Origin of the sequence: Nonomuraea sp. NPDC049309, from assembly GCF_043196965.1 — a bacterium.
Lineage (GTDB): Bacteria > Actinomycetota > Actinomycetes > Streptosporangiales > Streptosporangiaceae > Nonomuraea > Nonomuraea fastidiosa.
Genome location: NZ_JBICSH010000001.1, coordinates 1,892,404 through 1,917,357 on the forward strand (window position 1 = coordinate 1,892,404; position 24,954 = coordinate 1,917,357).

Consider the following 24,954-nt stretch of genomic DNA (forward strand, 5'->3'; position numbering starts at 1 on the left):
CTACCCTCAGCGGCCCTCCCCCGCCGTGAGCTCGCCGGGGCACACCGTACGCGCCGCGGGCGCCACGCCGTTCACCAGGAAGTCGTGCACGCGTGCCCGCAGGCAGGCGGCCCGCAGCTTGGCGGCCCCTTGCAGCAGGTACGCGTCGTGCCCGTCCCCGTGCCACAGCACCACCGCGCCGGGGATCCGCCCGGCCAGCCGAGCCGCCGCGGCAGGCGGGCTCTCCAGGTCCAGCCGCCCGATCCCGACCAGCACGACCGCCCCGGCCCCTCTCCCCTCGGGCCGCGATCCCCGGCCGCTCCGTGACCCTCCACGCTCGGCCCCCGCCGTCGCACCGCCGCTGGAACCCGCCGTCGCACCGCCGCGGGAACCCGCCGTCGCATCACCACCGGCCTCCGCCGAGCCGGTGGCAGCGCTCTCCGGCTCGCGACCGCCTCCGAGCTCACCCGGTTCGCCGCCGCTCCGGCCCGGGAAGCCGGCACCACCGGCGTCGCTTTCCCGGGGCGAGGAATCGACGGCACCGGCCTCCGGGCCGTCCCCGTAACGGGGCGAGGCGCCGAGGGCGCTGGGCTCGGGGGCGTCACCGGCTCGGGGCGTGGGGAGCACCGCACCGGGCTCCGGCTCCCCATAGGGCGCGGGGCCGGTGGCGCCGGTCCGCGCCGGCCGGTCCCCGGCCGCTCCCGGGGAGGGCCGGCCCTCGCCACCGCCGGTCGGCGCGGGCTCCTCACCACCGGTCAGCCGGGACCGGTCGATCCGCAGGGGGTGAGGCCGCCAGCTCGGGCGGGTGTCCAGGCCCAGGCACTTGCCGACCTCGTAGCGGGCGGTGAGCCACCCCACCCGGGGCGCGATCTCGCGCAGCCGGGACTCCATGCGCAGGAAGCTCCGGTGACCGGGCACCGCGGGCATGAAGTCGTGGCAGTACATGGCGCGGGAGACGGTGGCAGGCGCGTCGGGCCGCCGCACCCCGGCCAGCGCCGCCAGCGCCCGGGCATCGCCCTCCTCGGCGGCGGCCAGCGCCCTGGCCAGCTCCGGCCACCGCCGCGCTTCGAGCCCGGCGAGCACGGCGGCGGTGATCCTCCGCTCGTCGATGACCCGCCCGGCCCGGACGCCCTCATCCGCCCGCCCGTCACCCGATGACGGCCTGTGCTCCCCGCCTCGCGCCGCAGCGTGGCCAGAAGGCGGCCTCTTCACCGAGCCGCCACGCCCGGGAGCGATGACGGACGGCCTTCCGTCCAGCAACCCACCGGCCCCAGAAGCGACGGCCGACGGCGCCGCACCGAGCAGCCGCCCGAGCCGGGACCCCGCCACCCGCGGCCCCTCGCCGAGCAGCCGACCGATTCTAAGCCCCGCCTCCGAAGAGACACCGCCGCCCCGCGCCGACGGCCCGGCGCCCGCCCTCGAAGACGTGCCACCGATCCGGGCACCCTCGCGAGGGCTCACCGACGGCTCCCCGCCGGGCGAGGCACCGCCGCCAGGGCTCGCCGTCTGCGCGGGGACGCCGGCCGGACCACCGACCCCGGAAGCCGCAACGGCAGGCGCGCCGCTCAGCAACCCGCCGAGCCCGCGCTCCGCAACGAGCGGTGACCTGCCGAGCAGCGCGTCCAGATCGGGACCTGCAGCGGAACGCGGCCCACCGGGAGAACCCGCGCGCACATGCCCGCGCGCCGCATCCTCACGTGCGGAACCCGCCGGCAGGGGCGCGCGTTCGCGCCCAGGCCCAGCGGACGGAGGAGCGGACGGCTCGCTCCCCGTACCGACAGACGGAGGAGCAGGTGATTCACTCCCCGGACCAGCGGACGGAGGAGCGGGTGATTCGCTTTCCGGGCCAACGGACGGCGTGGCAGGGCCGCGTCCCGGACCGGCAGGCGGAGAGGCGCGCCCGTGCCCAGGCTGGACCGGCAAGGGGGCGCGCTTGAGAAGGTCGTCCAGGACCGCGATCGCGTCGCCGTCGATCGGACACCCCGGCTGGGCGGCGCACCAGTCGCGGAAGAAGCGCAGCTGCCGCTCGGCCGCACGGGCGCGGGCGATGAGCCGCCTGCCCAGGCTGGGCTCGGAGTGGTCAGGTACGCCCTCCAGGTACATCCGCCCGACCCTGCCGGGGAACAGCTCCAGGTACGCCTGCCCGTAGACGGCCCCGTACCCGTTGCCGACGTACCGGAGCCGGCGCCGGCCGAGCGCGTCGCGCAGGGCGTCGAGGTCGTGTGCCACCTGCCAGGCCGTGAGGCCGTCGTAGGCGGGCCCGGAGGCGATCCGGCAGCCTCTGTCGTAGGCGGCGTTGTCATCGGCGTAGGAGCGCCATGCGGCCTCTGTAGCGGCCATCTGGAGCCGCCGGGGGTCGGGCGGCGGCACCGAGCAGCGCACCATGGCGGCGCTTCCCCGGTCGCCGATGCCGCGCGGCTCGAACAGCACCACGTCGAACCACCGGGCGAGCTCGCTCACGGTGTCCGGCCGGGCGCGCACACCCTGGATGGTGGAGCCCTCGCCGGTGTTGACGACCAGCGGGCCGAGGCTGCGGAGCGGGTCGCGGGCGGGCAGCCAGGCCAGGTCGATCTCCGTACGCGTCCCGGCGGGCCGCTTCCAGTCGACGGGCACCGAGAGCTTCCCGCACCGGAGCCCGTCGCCGCACTCCCGCCACCGCACCCGCCCGAGCCGGCCGCTCGCCGCGCCGGGCGGCTCCGCCCACAGCCCGCCGTCGTCACGCCCTCCCGGCGCGCCCGCCGGGTCCGCCGCGCCCGACGCGGCCGGTACGGCGGCAGCGAGAACGGCGATGACCGCCGTGAGACCTGCCGCCGCCCGGATGACCGGCTGAACCATGCCCACGTACGTCGCTCCTGACAGTCGCAGCCACCAAGCGCCGCCCAGTGTCGCAGCGACCATCACCGCAGGTCACAGGTTTGCAAAGACCCTCAAGTAAAATCTCCGCGCCCCGGCGCGAAGAGTCCGGAAATACCCGCTTACGTCCCCCACGAGCCGAGCGGGCTGGCGCTCCGCACCACGCAACCGCGACCGCCTCCACCACGCAACAACTGTGACCGGCTCCACCACGCGACCGTGACCGGTTCCGGCACGCCGCCATGAACGGCCGCATCACGCGACCGTGACCGGCTTCATTCACGCGACCGGAACCGGGCAGTCGCCCAGCACCTGCCAGATCACGAGCCCGGCCCGCGCCAGGCCCTGCGCACCTGCCTCAGCCAGGCCCCGGTCCAAGCGCGCGACCCACCGCCAAACCCGGCACCAAGCGCGCGACCCACCGCCAAACCCGGGACCAAGCGCGCGACCCACCGCCAGACCCGGGACCAAGCGCGCGACCCACCGCCAGACCCGGGACCGAGCAGGGCCCGCGACCGGGGTCCGGACCACTCGCCTCAAACGCATCCTCTGGCTTCTGCCACCGGCTCGGCCGAAACACCGCCCGCTCGGAAACGCGTGCGCTTGCTGGAGCGTGGCTCAGGCGCTGTCGGGCGCTGTGCCCTCGGCTGAGGCGGGCTGTGCCTCTTTCCGGCTCCGCGTGCCCGACGGGCGGGGGCCAGGCCCCGCCGGGTAGTGCGGCGCGCTTGCGGGAGCATGCCTCTGGCGCTGCTGGGCTCCGCACGCTCAGCTGAGACGAGCCAAGACCCTCTCCAGCGCGGTGCGCCCGCAAAGCGGGGATCTCAGCCCGCCGAGCAAGGCGAACCCGCCGAGACACACCCCAGGCGCCGCTCGACTCCATGCACTCAACTGAAGCGAGCCAAAACCCTCCCCGGCACCGTATGCCCGATATAGCGGGGATCTCAGCCCGCCGAGCAAGGCGAACCCGCCGAGACACACCCCAGGCGCCGCTCGGCTCCATCCGCTCGACCGAGAGCCTTCCTCACACCAAAGGCCCGACCAGGCGGGGACCTGGCCCGTCGAGCGAGTGCACGCCTGCCGGGGCGTGGCCCTGGGGCGGTGCGCTCGGCTGGGCCGGTTCCTGGGACCGCCGGGCACTAACGCACCTGCTGGGTCTCGGCGCGCCCTTCGCCGCCCGGCCGCACAGGTGCGCCGTCGCGCTGGTGGTGAGGCTCGGGTGCCTGGCGTAGGGGCCCCAGGGGCTCAGCGGGGGAAGCCGGGCCGGTAAAACAGCGAAAAGTCTCCCCCAGCACGCGGAAGGCCCCGCACGGTGATCCGTGCGGGGCCTTCCGCCACTTCTCTTCGGCCACGAGCCGGAGGCGGCTAAGCCTCAGGCGGCGGCCGATGCCCGGTGCGGGATGTCAGCTCTGGCCGCCCGCGAGCTTCTCGCGCAGCGCGGCGAGCGCCTCGTCAGAGGCGAGCGCACCGCTGGCCGGAGCGGACGAGCCGCCCTGCTGGCCCTGGCTCTCGCCGCTGTAGGACGAGGACGCGGCCTCGCCGGCCTCGGCCTCGGCCTTGCGGGCCTCCTCGATCTGCCGCCTGTGGGCCTCGTAGCGCTGCTGGGCCTCGGCGTACTGCCGCTCCCACTCCTCGCGCTGCTTGTCGAAGCCCTCGAGCCACTCCCCGGTCTCCGGGTCGAAGCCCTCGGGGTAGATGTAGTTGCCGTGCTCGTCGTAGGTGGCGGCCATGCCGTAGAGCGTCGGGTCGAACTCGACCTCGGCACCCACGCCCTCGTTCGCCTGCTTCAGCGAGAGGCTGATGCGGCGACGGTCGAGGTCGATGTCGATGATCTTGACGAAGATCTCGTCGCCGACCTGGACGACCTGCTCCGGGATCTCCACGTGGCGCTCGGCCAGCTCGGAGATGTGGACCAGGCCCTCGATGCCCTCCTCGACCCGGACGAACGCACCGAACGGCACCAGCTTGGTGACGCGGCCGGGCACGACCTGGCCGATCTGGTGGGTGCGGGCGAACTGCTGCCAGGGGTCTTCCTGGGTGGCCTTGAGCGACAGGGAGACGCGCTCGCGCTCCATGTCGACGTCGAGGACCTCGACCGTGACCTCCTGGCCGACCTCGACGACCTCGGACGGGTGGTCGATGTGCTTCCAGGACAGCTCGGACACGTGGACCAGACCGTCGACACCGCCGAGGTCCACGAACGCACCGAAGTTGACGATCGAGGAGACGACGCCCTTGCGGACCTGACCCTTCTGCAGGGTGTTGAGGAAGGTCTGGCGAACCTCGGACTGCGTCTGCTCGAGCCAGGCGCGGCGCGACAGGACGACGTTGTTGCGGTTCTTGTCAAGCTCGATGATCTTGGCCTCGAGCTCACGACCCACGTACGGCTGCAGGTCGCGAACACGGCGCATCTCGACCAGGGAGGCGGGGAGGAAGCCCCGCAGGCCGATGTCGAGGATGAGACCACCCTTGACGACCTCGATGACGGTGCCGGTGACGATGCCGTCCTCGTCCTTGATCTTCTCGATCGTGCCCCAGGCGCGCTCGTACTGAGCACGCTTCTTGGACAGGATCAGACGGCCCTCCTTGTCCTCCTTCTGGAGAACGAGAGCCTCGACGTGTTCGCCGACCTCCACGACGTCAGCGGGATCGACATCGTGCTTGATCGAAAGCTCACGCGAGGGGATGACCCCCTCGGTCTTGTAGCCGATATCGAGAAGAACCTCGTCTCGATCGACCTTGACGACGGTGCCCTCGACGATGTCGCCGTCGTTGAAGTACTTGATGGTCTCGTCGATCGCCGCGAGGAAGGCTTCCTCGGACCCGATGTCGTTGACCGCTACCTGCGGGGTGCTCGAGGTGGCCTCAGTGCTGGACGTCATGTGTGGAATTGCTCCGAACGCGGACAGGATGTCGATGTGGCGGATGCGCGGCAGGCCCTCTTCCGCATCAAGCCGAGGAATTACGACATCGACGTGACCGAGCGCGAGCCCGCTCCGTCTGAGGCGCGCGCGAGCCCACAGCGCAGCGATCAGCATATGAGACCAACGCCACCGGGTCAATCCGGGGAGGTCTCAGTAGGTGATGACCTGGAGCCCATGCTTGGCGCCGATATTACCCCGAGCTTTCTTCGGAATGGAGATTCTTTCCGGGTCGCCGTCGCTCACGTAGCGCTTGCGGGGATGGCGATCCAGCCAGTCGAGCCAGTATTCGGAGCACCACTTGCGGCACTCCCCCTTCCTGCCGTTGCTCTGGATGCGCTGGATCGCCCCGCGGTCGAAGTTTTTCGCGTACGGCGAAACGGACGGCTCGGCCCCGGCGAGGAACACGCCGGCGAAGTCGTAGCGCGTGCCCTTCCACGAGCCCTTCCTGGCCGCCTTCTTGCCCCGGGGCAGCGACCCGTACGGTAAAGCCATGGTCTGGGACGGCGGCGCGCCGAGCTTCTTCAGCAGCCGCTCCAACCGGACGATCTGCTCCTCGACCTTCTTCCGCGTGAGCGTGCGCAGGTCGGGGTGGCTCCAGGTGTGGTTGGCCACCTCGTAGCCGTGGTCGGTGAGCCACCGCACGGCCGCCTCCTGCGCCTTGCGGTCGCGCAGCCCGAACGGATCCTTGCTGACCCAGAACGTGGCCACCGGCCGGAAGCCCGGGTAGCGCGCGGCCACCTCCTGGATGACGCCCACGGCGGTGTCGGGCCGCGGCCGGCCGGCGGCGTCCAGCGCGAAGTGGCTGGGGTGGCCGTCGTCGAACGTCAGCACGACGGGGAACTTGCCGGCCGGCACCCTGATGTCGCCCCTGACGAACTCGGCCGCCGTGATGGGCACGTAGCCGCGTTTGGCCAGCTTCTCCAGCTCCTTGCGGAGCTGGGCGGGCGTGCGGTCGAGCGAGGCGCGCCGCTTGGCGAGGATGCGGTGGTACATCAGCACCGGCACCAGCCCCGCCTCGTTGGCCCGCACCTGCCTGGCGAACTCGGGCGTGGACACCACTCCCGGCGGCTGCCCGACGGGGGTGGGCGCGGGCGGCTCGGCGCTGCCCTGGACGGTGGCGGCGGCGTCGGGCCTGGCATGCGGCCGCTGCTCGCCTGGCATGAGGACGAGCCCGATGACGGCGACCGTGATCACCACCACGTTCGCGATGACGATGATCCGCGTGAGTGACGCTGGTAACCGCACGAAACTCCCGGCCGCTCGGTGATGACGGCTCCACAGGTTAGTGCAGAACCGCCCGCGGCGCGGCTTTCGCGGCTAGCGTCCCAAGCCCGCCCGGCTCCGCCCGGCCGGCGTCCAGAGCTCTCCCCGGTCCCTGTGGCCGGCGTCCAGCGCCCTCCCGTCCAGGGACCGGCCGCCGGCTTGCTACCCGTCCAGGGACCGGCCTCCGGCACCCTCCCGTCCAGGGACCGGCCGCCGGCTCGCTACCCGTCCAGGGGCCGGCCTTCGGCGCGCTTCCCGTCCAGGGGCCGGCCTCCGGCGCTCACCAAGGCCCGGGGGCAGTGTCCGGCGGGCTCCCGGCCCGGGCGAGCCCGGCTAGTGCCCCGCGTCCTCCCAGGTGCGGCCGACGCCCACCGAGACCTCCAGCGGGACCCGCAGGTGGTAGGCGGCCCCCATCTGCTCGCGTACGAGCCGCGTGAGCCGCTCCAGCTCACCCGGCGCCACCTCGAACACCAGCTCGTCGTGGACCTGCAGCAGCATCCGCGAGGCCAGCCCTTCCTCGGCGAGCGCCCGGTGCACGTTGAGCATGGCGACCTTGATGATGTCGGCCGCCGAGCCCTGGATGGGGGCGTTGAGCGCCATCCGCTCGGCCATCTCGCGGCGCTGGCGGTTGTCGCTGGTGAGGTCGGGCAGGTAGCGGCGGCGGCCCATGATCGTCTCGGTGTAGCCGTCTTTACGCGCCTGGGCCACGATGGCCTGGAGGAAGTCGCGGACCCCGCCGAACTCCTCGAAGTACTCCTCCTTCAGCGCCCGCGCCTCGGCGACCGGGATGTTGAGCTGCCCGGCGAGCCCGAAGTCGGACAGGCCGTAGGCGAGGCCGTAGTTCATCGCCTTGATGCGGGCCCGCAGCTCGCCGTCGATCTGCTCGGGCGGCAGGTCGAACACGCGCGCGGCGGTGGCCTGGTGGAAGTCGTGGCCGGACTCGAACGCCTCGATCAGCGACTCGTCGCCCGACAGGTGGGCCATGATGCGCAGCTCGATCTGGCTGTAGTCGGCGGTCAGCAGCGTCTCGTAGCCCTCGCCGACCACGAAGCCCTGCCGGATGCGGCGGCCCTCGGCGGTGCGGATCGGGATGTTCTGCAGGTTGGGCTTCTCCGACGACAGCCGGCCGGTGGCGGCGATGATCTGGTTGAACGTGGTGTGGATGCGCCCGTCGTCGCCGATCTCCTTGATGAGGCCCTCGACCGTGGTGCGCAGCTTCTGCTGGTCGCGGTGGCGCAGCATGATCGTGGGCAGCTCGTGGTCGGTCTGGGTGGCGAGCCAGGCGAGCTGGTCGGCGTCGGTGCTGTAGCCGGTCTTGATCTTCTTCGTCTTGGGGAGGTTGAGCCGGACGAAGAGGATCTCCTGCAGCTGCTTGGGCGAGCCGAGGTTGAACTGCTCGCCGACCGAGCGGTGCGCCTCCTCCACCGCCTGCTTGACCGCGGCGCCGAACTCGGCCTCGAGGGCGGCGAAGTAGTCGCGGTCGACCGCGATGCCGGTCCGCTCCATTTCGGCGAGCACCGACAGCAGCGGCAGCTCGACGTCGGAGAGCAGCTGGGTGCCGCCGCGGCCGGCGAGGAACCTCTCCAGGGCGCCGGCCAGCTCGAGCACGACGTGGGCGCGCAGCGCGAGGTCCTTGGCCGGGGCGTCCTCGTCGTCGCCGAAGAGCGCGGCCTGGCCGTTGTCCTCGTGCTCGGCGCGCAGGTCGCGGTGGAGGTAGCGGCGGGCGAGGTCTTCGAGCGCGAACGTGCGCTGGCCCGGCATCGCGAGGTAGGCGGCGAGCGCGGTGTCGCAGCTCAGCCCGCGCAGCTCCATGCCCTGCGCCCACAGCGCCAGGATGGGCCCCTTGGCGTCGTGGACGGCCTTGGGCTTGGTGTCGTCGCCCAGCCAGGCGCGCAGGGCCGCCTCGTCCTCCTCGGTCAGCTTGACCGGGTCGATGTGGGCGGCGGTGCCGGCGGGCGAGGCGATGGCGATGGCGTCGATGCGGCCGGTGCCGCTGCCGTAGACCCCCTTGAACGCGAGCCCGGCGCGGCCCTCGGGCAGCGCCGCGAGCCAGCCGGCCACCTCTCCCGGGCCGAGCAGCACGGTCTCGACCTCGAAGCCCTGCTCGGGCTCCTGCTCGCCGGTGCCGAGGACCTTGAACACCCGGTCGCGCAGCTCGCCGCGGATCTGCAGGGTGTCGAACAGCTTGTCGATCTCCTCGCGCTCCCAGGCGCCCTGCTTCAGCTCGGCGGGCTCGACGTCGATCGGGACGTCGCGCAGCAGCTCGGTCAGCCGGCGGTTCATCAGCACCTGGGCGACGTGCTCGCGCAGCCTGTCGCCGACCTTGCCCTTGACCTCGTCGACCCGGTCGACGAGCGCGGCGAGCGAGCCGTATTCGCGCACCCACTTGGCGGCGGTCTTCTCCCCCACGCCGGGGATGCTGAGGAGGTTGTCGCTGGGGTCGCCGCGCAGGGCGGCGAAGTCGGGGTACTGCGCCGGGGTCAGACCGTATTTCTCCTGGACCGCCTCGGGGGTGAAGCGGGTCATGTCGCTGATGCCGCGCCGCGTCATCAGGACCGTGACGTGCTCGTCGACGAGCTGCAGCGCGTCGCGGTCGCCGGTGACGATCAAAACGTCCATGCCCTCCTCGCGCGCGCGGGTGGCCAGGGTGGCGATGATGTCGTCGGCCTCGAAGCCGGCCTTGGACAGGCGCGGGATGCGCAGCACGTCGAGCAGCTCGAAGATGAGCTGCATCTGGCCGCGGAAGTCCTCGGGCGTCTCTGCCCTGTTGGCCTTGTACTCGGTGTACTCCTCATGGCGGAACGTCGGCTCCGACCGGTCGAAGGCCACCGCGACGTGCGTGGGGCGCTCGTCGCGCAGGACGTTGGTCAGCATCGAGGTGAACCCGTAGACCGCCTCGGTGTGCTGACCGTCGGTGGTCATGAGGTTGGCGTCTTTGAGCGCGTAGAACGCGCGATAGGCCAGCGAATGCCCGTCGAGCAGCAGCAGGCACGGGCGGCTGGGGGTCACTTCACTCTTCGGCACACCCGCAGCCTAGTCTGCGTCTCCGACAGAAAACCCGAGCTCGGAAGAGTGGAGGCGTCACTTTGACGCAGACCGACCCTATGGACGTCTCGATGATCGGCGATATGCACAAGAACACGCTCGCCGACCGCATGGGCATCGAATTCCTCGAGGTCTCGGCGGAGCGCGTGGTGGGCCGCATGCCGGTCGAGGGGAACACGCAGCCGTACGGGCTGCTGCACGGCGGGGCCTCGGCGGTGCTGGCCGAGACGCTGGGCTCGGTGGGCGCGGCGGTGCACGCCGGCGCCGGCCGGATCGCCGTGGGCATCGAGATCAACGCCACCCATCACCGCTCGGCCCGCGAGGGCTGGGTCACGGGGGTGGCGACCCGGCTGCACGGCGGCAGGACGCTGGCGACGTACGAGATCGAGATCACCGACGAGCAGGGCCGGCGGCTGTGCACCTCGCGCCTCACCTGCATGCTCCGTGACGCTTGACCGAAGAGTCCCTTACGTCACTTTCTTCGACCCTTTGCGCACGCCCCCCGCGGGTCGCTACGGTGGTTTCACCAGAGCCCGCGGGGAGGCCAAGTAGAAAACGTGTCCGGCCCCGCGTATGCGGGGTGCTCCCGTGTACGGCCGACGGCGCCTGACATGGCCCCAACGGCCGCCCCCGCGGGCTCGTCAATCCTCATCTTCCGATCGTTACGCGATCGTTCCCCGAGCGCGCCAGGTGTCTACCCCGATTTAGCCCCTGACCTGCCACGTTGTTTGCTCACATCAGTGACACACGCATGTCACTAATTGGTGACGAACGATACTGAAACGGGCGTAGCCGCAATAAGCTCCCGCCATTGCATCCCAGTTGTGCCTGCGATGCGCGCGTGTCGAGATGGATGGGGCACAACCCCGCCTTGACCTACTTGAGGGAGCACCATTGCGCAGAGCCGTGATCGCGTTCACGGCCTTTCTGAGTGGACTCATCTTCCTGCTTGCCGGCCCCGCGCACGCGGATCCAGCCGATTGCCAGGGGTTGAGGGGAACGCTCAAACTCCAAGGCCAGCCAGTGAACGGCGCCAAAATCGCCGTGACCACCGAAAACGGGCAACCCGTCGAGGAGGTCACCACCAATCCCCAGGGCACGTGGGAAGTACAGGTCGACAAACCGGGTAAGTACCAGGTCACGCTCGATGTCAGCACCCTTCCGCAGAACGCGGAGGTGCGCGGCGGCAACAACACCCGTACGCCGACCGTTTACGAAGGCAACTGCTCGACCGTCCTCTTCGCGCTCCAGCCCAAGGGCGCGGCCGGCGAGCAGCAGCAGGAGGAGGGCGGCACCAGCGGCGGCAGCACGTTCTGGGCGCAGGCCGCCCAGCTCACCTTCGAAGGCCTCAACCTCGGCCTGATCATCGCGCTGGCCGCGCTCGGCCTGTCGCTCATCTACGGCACCACCGGCCTGACCAACTTCGCCCACGGCGAGCTGGTCACCCTGGGCGCCCTGCTGGCCTACGGCTTCAACGTCGGCCTCGGCCTGCACCTGATCCCGGCCGCCGTCATCGCCGTCCTCGCCGCAGCGGTGCTCGGCTACCTCCAGGACCGGCTGTTCTGGGGCAAGCTCCGTAAGCGGGGCACCGGCATCATCGCCATGATGATCATCTCGATCGGTGTGGCGCTCTTCATGCGCTACCTGTTCCTGATCTTCTTCGGCGGCCAGACCGAGGCGTACGCCCAGTACAACGCACAGCCGGGCATCGAGATCGGCCCCATCTCGGCCGCTCCCAAGAACCTGGTCGCCATGGGCATCGAGCTCGTCGTGCTGATCATCGTCGGGTTCGCGCTGCTGCGGACCAGGACCGGCAAGGCGGCCCGCGCCGTGGCCGACAACCCGGCGCTCGCGGCCTCCTCCGGCATCAACGTCGACCGCGTCATCAGGATCATCTGGACTGGCGGCGCCGCCATCGCCGCGCTGGCCGGCATCATGCTGGCGCTCTCCCAGAACCTGAAGTACACGATGGGCCAGGAGATCCTCCTGCTCATCTTCGCCGGCGTGACGCTCGGCGGCCTGGGCACCGCGTTCGGCGCCCTGGTCGGCTCGCTCGTGGTCGGCCTGTTCATCCAGGTCTCCACGCTCTGGGTGCCGCCGGAGCTGAAGAACGTCGGCGCCCTGGCCGTGCTCATCATCGTGCTCCTCGTCCGGCCGCAGGGCATCCTGGGCCGCCGCGAGCGGATCGGCTGATCGGGGGAGGATCAGAATGGACTGGATCACGATTCTCAGCACCACCATCAAGTCCGCGGTCAACGTGGAGACGGTGCTGTACGGCCTGGCCGCGATCGGCCTCAACATCCACTTCGGCTACACCGGCCTGCTCAACTTCGGCCAGGCCGCATTCATGGGCGTGGCCGGCTACGGCATGGCGGTCATGGTCACCGTCATGGGCCTGCCGTTCGGGGTCGGCATCGCGGTCGGCATCGCCGGCGCGATCATCCTGGCGATCCTGCTCGGCATCCCCACCCTGCAGCTGCGCGCCGACTACCTCGCCATCGTCACCATCGCCGCGGCCGAGATCGTCCGGCTCATCTTCCGCTCGGTGACGTTCAAGGAGATCTTCGGCGGCTCCGACGGGCAGCGCGGCTTCAGCGACGGCTTCTACGCGCTGAACCCGTACCCCGAGGGCGACTACGGCTTCAACCTCGGCCCCATCCCGCTGTTCTTCAACAACCGCTCGATGTGGGTGCTGACCGTCGGCTGGGTGCTCATCGCGCTGTGCTGCCTCATCGTCTTCATGCTCATGAAGAGCCCGTGGGGCCGCGTGCTCAAGGCCATCCGCGAGGACGAGGACGCGGTGCGCAGCCTGGGCAAGAGCGTGTTCTCGTACAAGATGCAGGCGCTCGTCCTCGGTGGCGTCATCGGCTGCCTGGGCGGCTTCATCTACGGCCTGGCGTACGGCTCCGTGCAGCCCGACGTCTTCGGCACCGAGACCACGTTCTACCTGTACACGATGATCATTCTGGGCGGCGCCGCCCGCGTGCTCGGCCCGGTCGTCGGCGCGATGCTCTTCTGGGTGCTGCTGGTCCTGGTGAACGGCGTCCTCAGCGAGGCCGTCGCCGCCGGCTACATCACCATCATCGACGTCAACCAGGTCGGCGCCCTGCGGTACGTCCTGGTCGGTCTCGGCCTCATCCTGTTGCTCGTCTTCCGGCCACAGGGCATCTTCGGTGACAAGAGGGAGATAGCGATCGATGCACGCTGAGACCCAGACGACGACCAGCGAGCGCAAGGCCGCCGCACTGGCCGCGTTCGCCGACCTGCCCCGCGACCCGGGCGTGCCCAAGCCGGACCCCATCCTCGTGGTCGACAAGGTGGTGCGCCGCTTCGGCGGCCTCACCGCCGTCAACGTCGAGCACGTCGAGATCCAGCGCGGCTCCATCACCGCGCTGATCGGGCCCAACGGCGCCGGCAAGACGACGTTCTTCAACCAGCTCACCGGCTTCGACACGGCCGACTCCGGCACGTGGACCTTCAACGGCAAGCCCATGAACGGCGTGCCCGCGCACAAGGTCGCCCGTGCCGGCATGGTGCGCACGTTCCAGCTCACCAAGGCGCTGTCCCGGCTGACCGTGCTGGAGAACATGCGCCTCGGCGCCCAGCGGCAGAAGGGCGAGAGCTTCTGGCGCGCCATGTTCCCCGCCTTCTGGCGCGACCAGGAGGCGGAGATCACCGAGCGGGCCGAGGAGCTGCTCGCCCGGTTCAAGCTCGACGCCAAGCGCGACGACTTCGCCGGCTCGCTCTCCGGCGGCCAGCGCAAGCTGCTGGAGATGGCCCGCGCGCTCATGGTCCAGCCGGAGCTGGTCATGCTCGACGAGCCCATGGCCGGCGTGAACCCGGCGCTGACGCAGTCGCTGCTCGGCCACGTCAAGGACCTGCGCGAGCAGGGCATGACGGTGCTGTTCGTCGAGCACGACATGGACATGGTCCGCGACATCAGCGACTGGGTGATCGTCATGGCTCAGGGCGCGGTCATCGCCGAGGGCCCGCCCTCGACGATCATGTCGGACGAGCGCGTCATCGACGCCTACCTTGGCGCGCACCATGACGCGCCGCTGTCCGACACCGAGCTCGAGTCGCAGCTGCACGAGGCCGAGGAGGCCCTCGAAGCCGAGATCGAAGAGGAGACGCAGAAGTGAGCGCCGACGAATCGCCGACCCCGGCGAACGGGCAGGCCGAAGAGCCCACCCCGGCGGCCGCCCCGGCGCAGTCGGCGCGGGCCGTCACCGACCGCAGCGCCCACCTGGAGGGCGCCAAGGACGCGGTGCTGCGCTGCGACGAGCTCATCGCGGGCTACCTGCCGGGCGTCAACATCCTCAACGGCACCGACCTGTACGTGAAGCCGGGCGAGCTGATCGGCATCATCGGCCCCAACGGCGCCGGCAAGTCGACGCTGCTGAAGGCCCTGTTCGGGCTGGTCACCATCCGCAGCGGCACCGTCCTGCTCAAGGGCGAGGACATCACGAACATGAAGGCGCACGACCTGGTCTCGCGGGGCGTCGGCTACGTCCCGCAGACCAACAACGTCTTCCCCAGCCTCACCATCGAGGAGAACCTCGAGATGGGCGCCTTCCAGGTGCCGGGGAAGTTCAAGGAGCGCTTCGAGTTCGTGGCCGAGCTGTTCCCCGCGCTCAAGGAGCGGCGCAAGCAGCGCGCCGGCTCCCTGTCGGGCGGCGAGCGGCAGATGGTGGCGATGGCGCGGGCGCTCATGACCGAGCCGTCCGTGCTGCTGCTCGACGAGCCGTCCGCGGGCCTGTCGCCGAAACTGCAGGACCTGGTCTTCATCCAGGCCCAGCAGATCAACAAGGCGGGCGTGACCGTGATCATGGTGGAGCAGAACGCCCGCCGCTGCCTGCAGATCTGCCACCGCGGCTACGTCCTCGACCAGGGCCGCAACGCCTACACCGGCACCGGGCGGCAGCTCGCCCACGACCCCAAGGTCATCGAGCTGTACCTCGGCACGCTCGCGAAGGCGTAACGTAACGGATCATTTGCAAGACGGGGAAGGGCCTCCCGTGGGAGCCCTTCCCCGTCCTTTAATGTGCGCTGTGAAACGATTTGCGGCAGTCGCACTCCTCGTCCCAGTCCTCCTCGTCGGATGCCAGGAGGCCGCGTCCTCCTCGGCCAAGTACAGCACCGGCGGCGACCCCACCGACGACCCGTGCGCGCGCGTGGTCTCCGCCATCGGGTACGCCGACCTGCTGCTGGAGCCGAAGGGCCAGGAGGAACGGCAGAACTTCGAAGACGCCGTCATCGGGCGCCTGGCCGAGGCCTACGGCATCACGGCCGAGTTCGCCGGACGGCTGCCCGGCTCGCTGCAACCGGCCGCCGAGACCGTCAAGTCCGCCACCGCCCGCCTGTCGAAGAGCGACGTCCCGCGGGAGCGGCAGGTGGCGCTGCTCAAGCAGTACCGCGCGGCCGCCGACCAGATCGTGGCGGGCTGCACGTGACCGCAGGCCCTCCGCGCCGGTCGGGGCACGCCCCGCCCCCGGTGACGCACGAGCCCCCGCGCCGGTGAGCGCCCGCTTCCGGTGCCGGGAAAGGGCCCGTGACACGGGAAAGGGCCCGGCCGTGACGGCCGGGCCCGCAATGTCGAGTGCCGGGTGCTGCTCAGCCCTCGATGTTGCCCGTACGGTACTCCAGCGCCTTGGCCGGGTACTTGTTGTCGTCGCCGTACTGGTAGATGCCGATGGTGGCGACGGCCGGGTCACCGGCGTCGTTGAACTCGACCGGGCCGCTGACGCCCTCGTAGTCGATGTCCTTGCCGGCCTTCAGCAGGTCGACGCACTCCTTGAAGTTCGAGCACTTCTCGCCGCCCTTGCTGACCTCGGCCAGCTTGGCCGCGATGTCCGGGCCGGCGTCGCTCTTGGCGGCCTCGGCGGCCAGCGCGATCAGGTTCGCCGCGTCGTACGACTCGGGGGCGTAGGTGAAGTCCTCGAGCTTCGGGTTCACGGCGAGCAGCTTCTCGCGGAAGGCGTCGGGAGCGGCCGCGCCGGGGAAGGTGCCCTTGACGCCCTTCAGCGTGCCCTTGGGCATCTTCACGTAGTTGGTGTTCGACATGTTGCCGTCCACCATGTACCACTTGTGCTTGCTGGCCGGCAGGCCCTGCTTGACGAGCTCCTGGATGACCTTGGAGGTCTCCTCGAAGCCGATGAGCACGATGCCCTTGGGGTTCTTGGCCTTGATCTTGGCGACGTCGGCCGAGAAGTCGGCCGCCTTCGGGTCGTAGTCGACGCGCTCGACGACCTCGCCACCGCCGTCGGTGACGGTCTTCTGGACCTGATCGGCCAGGCCGGTGCCGTACGAGTCCTGCATCGCCAGGATGCCGACGGTGTCGTTGCCGTCGGAGATGATGAGGTCACCGAGGACGCGGCCCTGTAGCTTGTCCGGCGGAGCCGTACGGAAGTACAGGCCGTGGTCGTTGATCGTGGTGAACTTGTCGGAGGTGTTGGCCGGCGAGAAGTGCACCACGCCCGCACCGGTGATCTTGTCGATGACCGACTCGGACACCGACGAGGACGCCGCACCGATGATGGCGTCCGCGTTCTGGGCGAGCAGCTTGTCCACCGACTGCGAGGCGATGTTCGTCGTCGTGTCACCGGAGTCGGTGTCGTGCTTGACGACAGGCTTGCCGAGCACGCCGCCCGCCTCGTTGATCTCCTTCACCGCCAGGTCGACGCCTGCGAACTCGGGCGGGCCGAGGAACGCCAGGGAACCGGTCTGGGGCAACAGGGTGCCGATAGTGAGCGTGCCATCGCCCTTCGCCGCGGGAGCGGAAGAGGCCGGAGCGGCACTCTCGGAAGTCTGCGTGGCGGTGTCACCGCCACCACCGCAGGCTGTCAGGGCGAGGCTGGTGGCAGCCACGACAGCCAGCGCCCGTCCCACGGGAGCAATGCGGATCATGAAGTGTCTCCTTCATTCCAGGCCGGGATCCGTCAGCACCGCCGAGCGTTCCCGATCGAATGCAGGAAACGTACAAAACCGTCGCATGATCCAACCAGATGCGGTGGGGAACTGTCGGCACTTGGATGCGGAGTCGTAATCACTCCTCAACTTACGGACCTGCGGAAGGACGCTTAATGTGCAACAGGTGAAGCGCATAACCTCCGTACTCGCGACGGTGCTGCTCGCGGCCGGTTGCGGCGCCGCCGAACCGGCTTCGCCTCCCCCCGCCGAGCCGCCGCCCGGGGTGACGGTCTCGCTGGCGCAATATCGCTCGGATGAAGCGGCCCACCGGCTTCTCGTGGCCGTCCGAAATATTAATGAAACACGCGTTTATTTCGCCGATGTCCAACTCGTGTCGGCGTCCTTCGAGACCCGGCCCCCGCAGCGCGCCGACGCCGTCATCGGCAGAACCGAACGCACCGACCTCCCCCTCGACTACGGCCGCGCCAACTGCCTGCCGAAGGGCCTGCCCGAGGTCGCCCCCGCCAAGATCCTCGCCAGGATCAGCGTCGGCGACGAGCCGCTCAGAACCGTCGCCTTCCCCGTGCCGCACCCCGACCCGCTGCTGGCCAGGCTGCTGCGCGACGAATGCTCCGAGTACCTGGTCAAACAGGCCGTCACCATCGAGTTCGGGCCGGAATGGAAGGAGACCGGCTCCGGCGCGGACGCGATCATGCGGGGCGACCTCATCGTCACGCGGCGCGGCCCCGGCGCCGTCCGCCTCGTCTCCATGGGCGGCACCACCCACTACATCGTCGACCACGAGCAGCCGCTCGGCGTGCTCGACCCGGGAACGCAGCAGATCCGGACCCCGATCCGGCTCTCCCCCGGCCGCTGCGACGTCCACGCCTTCGCCGAGGCCAAGAAGGCGTTCCTGTTCCCCGTACGCGTCACGCTCGACGGCGGAGACGAGCGCGTCGTGATCGTCTCACCGCCCAAGCCCCTGCAGGACCGGCTCATCCTGTACGCCGCCCGCACCTGCGGCCTGCCACAGGAACCCGGGTGAGACATGAGAAAACCGCCCCTCCCGCGGGCGCGGCGCGGGAGAGGCGGTCATCGGCGGCAGGCGAGATCAGCCCGCGATCTTGCCCGTCCGGTACTCGAGAGCCTTGCTCGGGTACTTGTTGTCGTCCCCGTACTGGTAGACACCGATCGTCGCCACCTGCGGGTCACCGTTGTCGTCGAACTCGACGGGGCCGCTGACGCCGTCGTAGTCGATGTCCTTACCGGCCTTCAGCAGGTCGACGCACTCCTTGAAGCTCTTGCACTTCTCGCCGTCCTTGCTGACCTCGGGCAGCTTGGAGGCGATGGAGCGGCCGCTGTCGTCCTTGGCGGCCTCGGCGGCCAGCGCGATCAGGTTCGCGGCGTCGTAGGACTCGGCGGCGTAGGTGTAGTCGTCGAGATCCTTGTTGATCTCCTTGAGCTTCTCCCTGAAGGCGTCCGGCGCCTCGGCACCGGGAATGGTGCCCTTGACGCCCTTCATCGTGCCCTTCGGCATCTTCACGTAGTTGGTGTTCGACATGTTGCCGTCCACCATGTACCACTTGTGCTTGTCCGCCGTCAGGCCCTGCTTGACCAGCTCCTGGATGACCTTGGCGCCCTCCTCGAAGCCGATCAGCACGATCGCCTTCGGGTTCTTCGCCTTGATCTTGGCGACGTCGGCCGAGAAGTCCGCCGCCTTCGGGTCGTAGTCGACCCGCTCCACCACGCTCGCACCGGCCTCCTCGGCGGTCGCCGTCACCTGGTCGGCCAGGCCGGAGCCGTACGAGTCCTGCATCGCCAGGATGCCGATCGTGTCGTTGCCGTCGGCCGCGATCACGTCACCGAGCACCCGGCCCTGCAGCTTGTCCGGCGGAGCCGTACGGAAGTACAGGCCGTCGTCCTTGATGGTGGTGAACTTGTCGGAGGTGTTGGCCGGCGAGAACTGCACGATGCCCGCACCCGTGATCTTGTCGATGATCGACTCCGACACCGACGAGGACGCCGCACCGATGATGGCGTCGGCGTTCTGCGCGATCAGCTTGTCCACCGACTGCGAGGCGATGTTCGTGCTGGTGTCGCCCGAGTCCGTGTGCACCACGTTGATCGGCTTGCCGAGCACGCCGCCGGCCTCGTTGATCTCCTTCACCGCCAGGTCCACGCCTGCGAACTCGGGCGGGCCGAGGAACGCCAGCGAGCCGGTCTGGGGCAGGACCGTACCGAGCGTCAAGGTGCCGTCGCCCTTCGCCGCCGGGGCCGAGGAGGCCGCCGAGGACGCCGGGGCGGCGGACTCCTGCGCGGCCGTGTCGCCGCCGCCACCTCCACATGCCGTCAAGGCCAGGCTCGCCGCGGCCGCGACCGCCAGGACACGCCCCGCCGGAGCAATGCGGTTCATCAAAATGAGACTCCCCCTATCTCAACGAAGGGACGATCGCCTTCGCCGGGTTTTAACGGGGCTCAGCATGCCCGGTGTGGGGTGAAATGGGGAGTTCTCCGGGTGTTTTTATGCTGATTCGTAATGTCGCAATCACGGATGGTAATGGCATGTTTCATGAGCGTTACGAGCATGGCCGGCGCCGGTGACTGGGAGGTGAGATATCAGGACCAGGGACAAAAAGCCCCAATAGTCGCATCTGTCCCAGTTTTGCTGCGAGCAGCCCCGGCGCTCCAGGCCGCGGGGCTACGTACCGGCCAAAACTCCCCGGAACACGCCGAAAGGCGTACGCGGCCGCGCTCCGCAGAGGACCGCGACCGCCCACGCCCGACGGCAGGAGACCAGGCGTCACCCGCCCAAGACCCGGGGACCCGCCTTCCGTGGGCCTCGCCCCGGGAACACCGGGCCGGCCCCCGGAGAAAGAGCCGCCCTCAGGAACGCTCCGCCGCGTCCTGGATGACGATCTGCGCGACCTCGCGCATGCTCAGCCGCCGGTCCATCGACGCCTTCTGGATCCAGCGGAACGCCTGGGGCTCGGTCCACCCGTGCTGCGCCATCAACTGACCCTTGGCCCGCTCGACCAGCTTGCGGGTCTCCAGACGCTCGGACAGGTTCGACACCTCGTTCGCGAGCGCCACCATCTCGTCGTGCCTGCTGATCGCCATCTCGATCGCCGGCACCAGATCCGCCTTCGTGAACGGCTTGACCAGATAGGCCATCGCCCCTGCATCCCGTGCCCGCTCCACCAGATCACGCTGGGAGAACGCGGTCAGGATGAGGCACGGGGCGATGCGCATCTCGGTGATCCGCTCGGCCGCCGAGATGCCATCGAGCACGGGCATCTTCACGTCGAGGATGACCAGGTCGGGTTTCAGCTCGGCGGCCAGCCGGATCGCCTGCTCACCATCACCGGCCTCGCCCACGACGACGTAGCCGTCCTCCTGGAGCATCTCCTTGAGGTCGAGGCGGATCAGGGCCTCGTCTTCCGCGATCACTACTCGCCGCTGCGTACTCACGAGCAGAAGAGTACCGACGTCCGGTAGATTAGATCCACGCTGACGCCCTACCGATCACATCGGCGGTGAGGTTCGTCGCGAATCCGGACAAGTCCGGATATACCAGCCGGAATGATGGAATGGCAGACATGGACGCCTCAAAAGCGTCTGCTCGCAAGGGCGTGCGGGTTCGAATCCCGCTTCCGGCACCTAGCCTCGCGCTCGTCACCGTAGCAGCCCGGAAACTGTCGGTGACGTTCGCCACACTGAGCGTGTGCATCCTCGAGAAACTGTTGACCGTGCCCTGCGTCCGTCCGCCCAAGGGCTGAGCGATCGCCGGGTGGCGCACGCATGCGGCGTGCCGATCGGCGCGGTTCAGAAGCGGCGCACCGGAGCCCGCCGCGCCCGCGACGACGATTCCCCGAGCGGCCACCGGTGCCCCCGCTGCCATGGCCGCGCACTCGACGCCGTCGCCTACGCCCACCTGCTGGGGCTTCACCTCGGCGACGGCCACATGGTGCGGGTCAGGGCGGTGCACCGGCTGTCGATCTTTTGCGACAACGCCTGGCCAGGGCTGATCGACGAGGCGGCCCGGTCGATGGCGCTCACCATGCCTGCCTCCTCGGTCAGCCGGCGGCAGCGCCAGGGGTGCATCGAGGTGATGAGCTATTCCCTACATCGGCCGTGCCTGTTCCCGCAGCACGGCCCCGGAAGGAAGCACGAGCGAGAGATCAAATTGGCCCCTGACAGGAGGAGATCGTGCGGGCGCATCCAGGCCGGTTCGTCCGCGGGCTCATCCATTCCGACGGCTGCCGCGGGCTCAACCGGGTGCGCCGCGAGCTTTCCAGCGGCGTCCGCTGGTACTCCTATCCCCGCTACCACTTCAAGAACGAGTCCCCGACATCTTGGCCCTCTGCGGCCAAGCGCTCGACCTGCTCGGCGTGGCCTGGCGGTTGAACAACCGCAACGAGCCGTCGGTGGCGCGGCGGGAAGCCGTCGAGCTGCTCGATCGCCACGTCGGCCCGAAATACTGACCGTTTCTGCGCCAGCTGGGGCGGGTGGGCGCGGAGATGCCCGGGAGAGAAAGGCGAAGGATGGTGGGTTCGGGACTTTTCGGGATCTCGCGCAGCGGGAATAGCCGTTCCAGATCGACGAACGCACGGGGGTGGGGTGGCATGCCGTTGAGCCTGGCTGACCGGGAGGCGTTCCTGGCGGAGCCGCACATCGCGAGCCTGGCGGTGGAGTCGGGCGACGGGCGGGGCCCGCTGACGGTGCCCGTCTGGTACGACTACACCCCGGGCGGCGACGTGAGGTTCCTGACCGACGGCGACTCCGTCAAGGCCAGGCTGATCGCGAAGGCCGGGCGGTTCTCGCTGCTGGTGCAGCGCTCGAGCCCGACGTACCGGTACGTGTCCGTGGAGGGCCCGGTGGTGCGGTCGGGGCCGACGACGCTGGAGGACCTGACCAGGATCTCCTCCCGTTATCTGCCGCCCGACGCCGTGGACGGCTACGTGCAGGGGTCCGATCTGCACGTGCTGGTGACGTTCAGGATGCGGCCGGAACATTGGCTCTCGGCCGACCTGGGCGCGCTGAGCTGACCTGCGGACCGGTATTTTTGGGCCCGTGACTGCTATCGACCCGACCTCGATCGGTGCCTTCGGCACCGGCCTGGCGACCATCGCCGCTGACGGCACCGTACTCGACACCTGGTTTCCCGCCCCCGAGCTGGGCGACGCGCCGGCCGCGGGCACGCGGCGGCTGTCCGGCGATGAGGCCGGGGAGCTGGCCGAGCTGACCGGCCCCGACGCGGCGCGCGGGGTGGAGGTGGTGGCGGTGCGCACCGGCATCGCCAAGCTCTCCGAGCCTCCGGCCGACGCGCACGACGTCTACCTGCGCCTGCACCTGCTGTCCGCGCGTCTGGTCCGCCCGCACGGGGTGAACCTCGACGGCATCTTCGGCCTGCTGGCCAACGTGGTGTGGACCAACTACGGGCCGTGCCCGGTGCCGGACTTCGAGCGGACCCGGCTGCGGCTGCGCGGGCGCGGGCCGGTGACGGTCTACGGGGTGGACAAGTTCCCCCGGATGGTCGATTACGTGCTGCCTTCGGGGGTGCGCATCGCCGACGCCGACCGCGTACGGCTCGGCGCCCACCTCGCCCCTGGCACCACGGTCATGCACGAGGGCTTCGTCAACTTCAACGCCGGCACGCTGGGCGCCTCGATGATCGAGGGCCGGGTGTCGGCCGGTGTGGTCGTCGGCGACGGCTCCGACGTGGGCGGCGGCGCCTCGATCATGGGAACGCTGTCGGGCGGCGGCAAGCAGGTCATCTCCATCGGCGAGCGCTGCCTGCTGGGCGCGAACGCCGGGCTCGGCATCTCGCTGGGCGACGACTGCGTGGTGGAGGCCGGCCTGTACGTCACGGCGGGCACCCGCGTGTCCCTGCCGGACGGCACCGTCGTCAAGGCGGCCGAGCTGTCGGGGTCCAACGGGATTCTGTTCCGGCGCAACTCGCAGACGGGCGTCGTGGAGGCGCTGCCGCGCCAGGGCGGCAAGGTCGAGCTCAACGCCGCCCTGCACGCCAACGACTGACCCCGCTCCACGGGGCGACACCTCTCGGCGGGCCGCCGGCGAACAGGCGGCCCGCCGCAGGGCGACCGGCCTGGTTCACTCTCCCGGTTCTTCGCCTGCTGGCGGCGGGCGTGGTGGTGCCGGGCCTGCGCCATACCGGGCGCCGGGCTGCCGGGCCCGCTACGACGGACGTCGCGGCGCCGGCGACCGCAGCGCTCCCATCCACACTGGCCGCAGCGCTCCCGCCGCCAGTGGCCGTAACGCTCCCGTCCGCGGCGGCGACGCAGCGGCATGCCCGGCCGCTGCCTCAGCGGGTATCGCGGCGGAGCCGACGGGACCAAGCGGGCCGGGTGAGCGCCGGGCGGGTCAGACCGCCGCCAGGCGAGCGGGCGAATCGGCTGCTCGGCTGTGCGAGCCGGGCGGGGTGCGGCCTTGTGCGGAGGACGTGCCCGGCCGCGCGCCACGCCGTCGCCGGACAGGTCCGGCGGGCCTGGTCGGTCGCCGGACGGCCCGGAGCGGCGGATGTCAGTGAGCGTGGGAGACGGCGGAGCCGATGGTGTGGACGCGGAGCGCGTTGGTGGAGCCGGGCGTGCCAGGAGGCGAGCCGGCCACGATGACGACCTTGTCGCCCTTCTCCAGCCGTCCGAGCGAGAGCAGCGACGCCTCGACCTGGCGCACCATGTCGTCGGTGTGGTGCACGAACGGCACGTGGAAGGTCTCCACGCCCCAGGTCACCGAGAGCTGGCCGCGCACGTGAGGTGCGGAGGTGAAGGCCAGCAGCGGGATGGGCGAGCGGTAGCGGGCCAGGCGGCGGGCGGTCTCGCCGGACATGGTGAACGCGATCAGCGCCTTGGCGCCGACGATGGCGCCGACCTCGGCCGCGGCCCTGGCGATGGCGCCGCCGGTGGTCTCGGGCATGCGGTCGAGGGTGTGGGTGGCCTGCAGGGAGGACTTCTCCGCGGCGCAGGCGATGCGGTCCATCGTGGAGACGGCCTCGACCGGGTAGTTGCCGACGGAGGTCTCGCCGGAGAGCATGATCGCGTCCGCGCCGTCCATGACCGCGTAGGCGACGTCGGAGGCCTCGGCGCGGGTGGGGCGCGGGGAGTTCATCATGGAGTCGAGCATCTGGGTGGCCACGATGACGGGGTGGGCCTTCTCGCGGCACAGCTCGATGATGCGGCGCTGGACGATCGGCACCTGCTCGAGCGGCAGCTCGACGCCGAGGTCGCCGCGGGCGACCATGATGCCGTCGAAGGCGTCGACGATCTCGGGGAGGCGCTCGACGGCCTGCGGCTTTTCGATCTTGGCGAGCAGCGGCAGGCGTACGGCCTCCTGCTCCATGATGTTGCGCACCACGTCGGCGTCGGACGGGCGGCGCACGAAGGACAGAGCGATCATGTCGAAGCCGGTGCGCAGCGCCCAGCGCAGGTCGGCTTCGTCCTTGTCGGTCAGCGCGGGGGCGCTGACGTTGACGCCGGGAAGGTTGAGGCCCTTGTTGTCGGAGATCATGCCGCCGATGACGACGCGGGTGATGACGCGCTCGCCGTCGACCCTGGTGACCTCAAGCACGAGGCGGCCGTCGTCGACGAGGATGGTGTCGCCCGGATGGACGTCTTTGGGCAGTCCCTTGTAGGTGGTGGAGACCTGCTCGCGGTCTCCCGGCACGTCTTCGGTGGTGATGGTGAAGACGTCGCCGAAGCCGAGCCTGACGGGGCCCTCCTCGAACGTGCCGACGCGGATCTTGGGGCCCTGCAGGTCGGCGAGCACGCCTACACCGCGGCCGAGGTCGGCCGCCACCTCCCTGACCCGGTCGTACACCTCTCTGTGCATGTCATGGTTGCCATGGCTGAGGTTGAACCGTGCGACGTCCATGCCGGCGGCGATGAGCTCGCGGAGGCGTTCCTTGGACGATGTGGCGGGGCCTAGAGTGCAGACGATTTTCGCGCGACGAGTCACGAGTCCTACCTTA

Annotated in this window: 18 protein-coding genes and 1 tRNA gene; 11 read left to right on the top strand and 8 right to left on the bottom strand. The window is 70.1% G+C overall.

The window, feature by feature from the left end; all coding sequences use genetic code 11:
- Window positions 1-6: 6 nt before the first annotated feature.
- The 4 genes from ACGFIM_RS08560 to polA all read right to left on the bottom strand — a co-directional run bounded on the left by ACGFIM_RS08560 (window position 7) and on the right by polA (window position 10,040).
- Window positions 7-2,814, bottom strand: coding sequence for an alpha/beta fold hydrolase (locus ACGFIM_RS08560; protein ID WP_393199663.1), 2,808 nt, complete (start codon window positions 2,812-2,814; stop codon window positions 7-9).
- A gap of 1,418 nt (window positions 2,815-4,232) precedes the next feature.
- Entirely contained in the window at window positions 4,233-5,711 is a 1,479-nt protein-coding gene (gene rpsA / locus ACGFIM_RS08565) for a 30S ribosomal protein S1 (protein ID WP_393196766.1), read from the bottom strand.
- Window positions 5,712-5,903: 192 nt separating this feature from the next.
- Entirely contained in the window at window positions 5,904-6,998 is a 1,095-nt protein-coding gene (locus tag ACGFIM_RS08570; protein ID WP_393196769.1) for a polysaccharide deacetylase family protein, read from the bottom strand.
- 351 nt (window positions 6,999-7,349) lie between these two features.
- The gene (gene polA, locus ACGFIM_RS08575; RefSeq protein WP_393196772.1) at window positions 7,350-10,040 is read right to left on the bottom strand and encodes a DNA polymerase I; all 2,691 of its coding nucleotides are present in this window, start codon (window positions 10,038-10,040) and stop codon (window positions 7,350-7,352) included.
- Between the two features lie 104 nt (window positions 10,041-10,144).
- Between polA and ACGFIM_RS08580 the strand changes: the two genes are divergently transcribed.
- The 6 genes from ACGFIM_RS08580 (at window position 10,145) to ACGFIM_RS08605 (ending at window position 15,514) form a co-directional block, all read left to right on the top strand.
- Window positions 10,145-10,516: a PaaI family thioesterase gene (locus tag ACGFIM_RS08580; protein ID WP_393196775.1), complete on the top strand. Its 372-nt coding sequence runs from the start codon at window positions 10,145-10,147 to the stop codon at window positions 10,514-10,516.
- A 568-nt stretch (window positions 10,517-11,084) separates the two neighbouring features.
- The gene (locus ACGFIM_RS08585; protein ID WP_393196778.1) at window positions 11,085-12,254 is read left to right on the top strand and encodes a branched-chain amino acid ABC transporter permease; all 1,170 of its coding nucleotides are present in this window, start codon (window positions 11,085-11,087) and stop codon (window positions 12,252-12,254) included.
- A 16-nt stretch (window positions 12,255-12,270) separates the two neighbouring features.
- Window positions 12,271-13,269 (top strand): branched-chain amino acid ABC transporter permease, encoded by a 999-nt coding sequence (locus ACGFIM_RS08590; protein ID WP_393196781.1) that lies wholly within the window; start codon window positions 12,271-12,273, stop codon window positions 13,267-13,269.
- Window positions 13,259-14,203 carry an ABC transporter ATP-binding protein gene (locus ACGFIM_RS08595; RefSeq protein WP_393196784.1) on the top strand — a complete coding sequence of 315 codons (945 nt, stop codon included), beginning with the start codon at window positions 13,259-13,261 and terminating at the stop codon, window positions 14,201-14,203. The genes ACGFIM_RS08590 and ACGFIM_RS08595 overlap by 11 nt, the downstream gene beginning before the upstream one ends.
- Window positions 14,200-15,042 (top strand): ABC transporter ATP-binding protein, encoded by an 843-nt coding sequence (locus ACGFIM_RS08600; protein WP_393196787.1) that lies wholly within the window; start codon window positions 14,200-14,202, stop codon window positions 15,040-15,042. The genes ACGFIM_RS08595 and ACGFIM_RS08600 overlap by 4 nt, the downstream gene beginning before the upstream one ends.
- 70 nt (window positions 15,043-15,112) lie before the next feature.
- Window positions 15,113-15,514, top strand: coding sequence for a hypothetical protein (locus ACGFIM_RS08605; protein WP_393196790.1), 402 nt, complete (start codon window positions 15,113-15,115; stop codon window positions 15,512-15,514).
- 160 nt (window positions 15,515-15,674) lie between these two features.
- On the opposite strand, the gene ACGFIM_RS08610 is transcribed toward ACGFIM_RS08605, so the two are convergent.
- Window positions 15,675-16,967, bottom strand: coding sequence for an ABC transporter substrate-binding protein (locus ACGFIM_RS08610; protein WP_393196793.1), 1,293 nt, complete (start codon window positions 16,965-16,967; stop codon window positions 15,675-15,677).
- A 187-nt stretch (window positions 16,968-17,154) separates the two neighbouring features.
- Here ACGFIM_RS08610 and ACGFIM_RS08615 point away from each other — a divergent pair, with 187 nt between their 5' ends.
- Entirely contained in the window at window positions 17,155-18,015 is an 861-nt protein-coding gene (locus ACGFIM_RS08615; RefSeq protein WP_393196796.1) for a hypothetical protein, read from the top strand.
- A 66-nt stretch (window positions 18,016-18,081) separates the two neighbouring features.
- Here the strand turns inward: ACGFIM_RS08615 and ACGFIM_RS08620 are convergent, their stop codons facing one another.
- Window positions 18,082-19,383: an ABC transporter substrate-binding protein gene (locus tag ACGFIM_RS08620; protein ID WP_393196799.1), complete on the bottom strand. Its 1,302-nt coding sequence runs from the start codon at window positions 19,381-19,383 to the stop codon at window positions 18,082-18,084.
- Window positions 19,384-19,853: 470 nt separating this feature from the next.
- Window positions 19,854-20,438, bottom strand: a complete 585-nt coding sequence (locus ACGFIM_RS08625; protein WP_393196802.1) for an ANTAR domain-containing response regulator — start codon at window positions 20,436-20,438, stop codon at window positions 19,854-19,856.
- A gap of 105 nt (window positions 20,439-20,543) precedes the next feature.
- Here ACGFIM_RS08625 and ACGFIM_RS08630 point away from each other — a divergent pair.
- From ACGFIM_RS08630 to dapD, 4 genes are all read left to right on the top strand, one after another.
- Window positions 20,544-20,626 (top strand) — tRNA-Leu (locus ACGFIM_RS08630).
- Between the two features lie 696 nt (window positions 20,627-21,322).
- Window positions 21,323-21,451: a hypothetical protein gene (locus tag ACGFIM_RS08635; protein ID WP_393196805.1), complete on the top strand. Its 129-nt coding sequence runs from the start codon at window positions 21,323-21,325 to the stop codon at window positions 21,449-21,451.
- A 141-nt stretch (window positions 21,452-21,592) separates the two neighbouring features.
- A complete protein-coding gene (locus ACGFIM_RS08640) occupies window positions 21,593-22,015 on the top strand; it encodes a pyridoxamine 5'-phosphate oxidase family protein (protein WP_393196808.1) in 423 nt (140 codons plus the stop codon).
- Between the two features lie 25 nt (window positions 22,016-22,040).
- On the top strand, window positions 22,041-23,006 hold the full coding sequence (dapD, locus tag ACGFIM_RS08645) for a 2,3,4,5-tetrahydropyridine-2,6-dicarboxylate N-succinyltransferase (protein WP_364054632.1): 966 nt from the start codon (window positions 22,041-22,043) through the stop codon (window positions 23,004-23,006).
- Window positions 23,007-23,510: 504 nt separating this feature from the next.
- Here dapD and pyk read toward each other — a convergent pair.
- Entirely contained in the window at window positions 23,511-24,941 is a 1,431-nt protein-coding gene (pyk, locus tag ACGFIM_RS08650) for a pyruvate kinase (RefSeq protein ID WP_364054635.1), read from the bottom strand.
- Window positions 24,942-24,954: the final 13 nt, after the last annotated feature.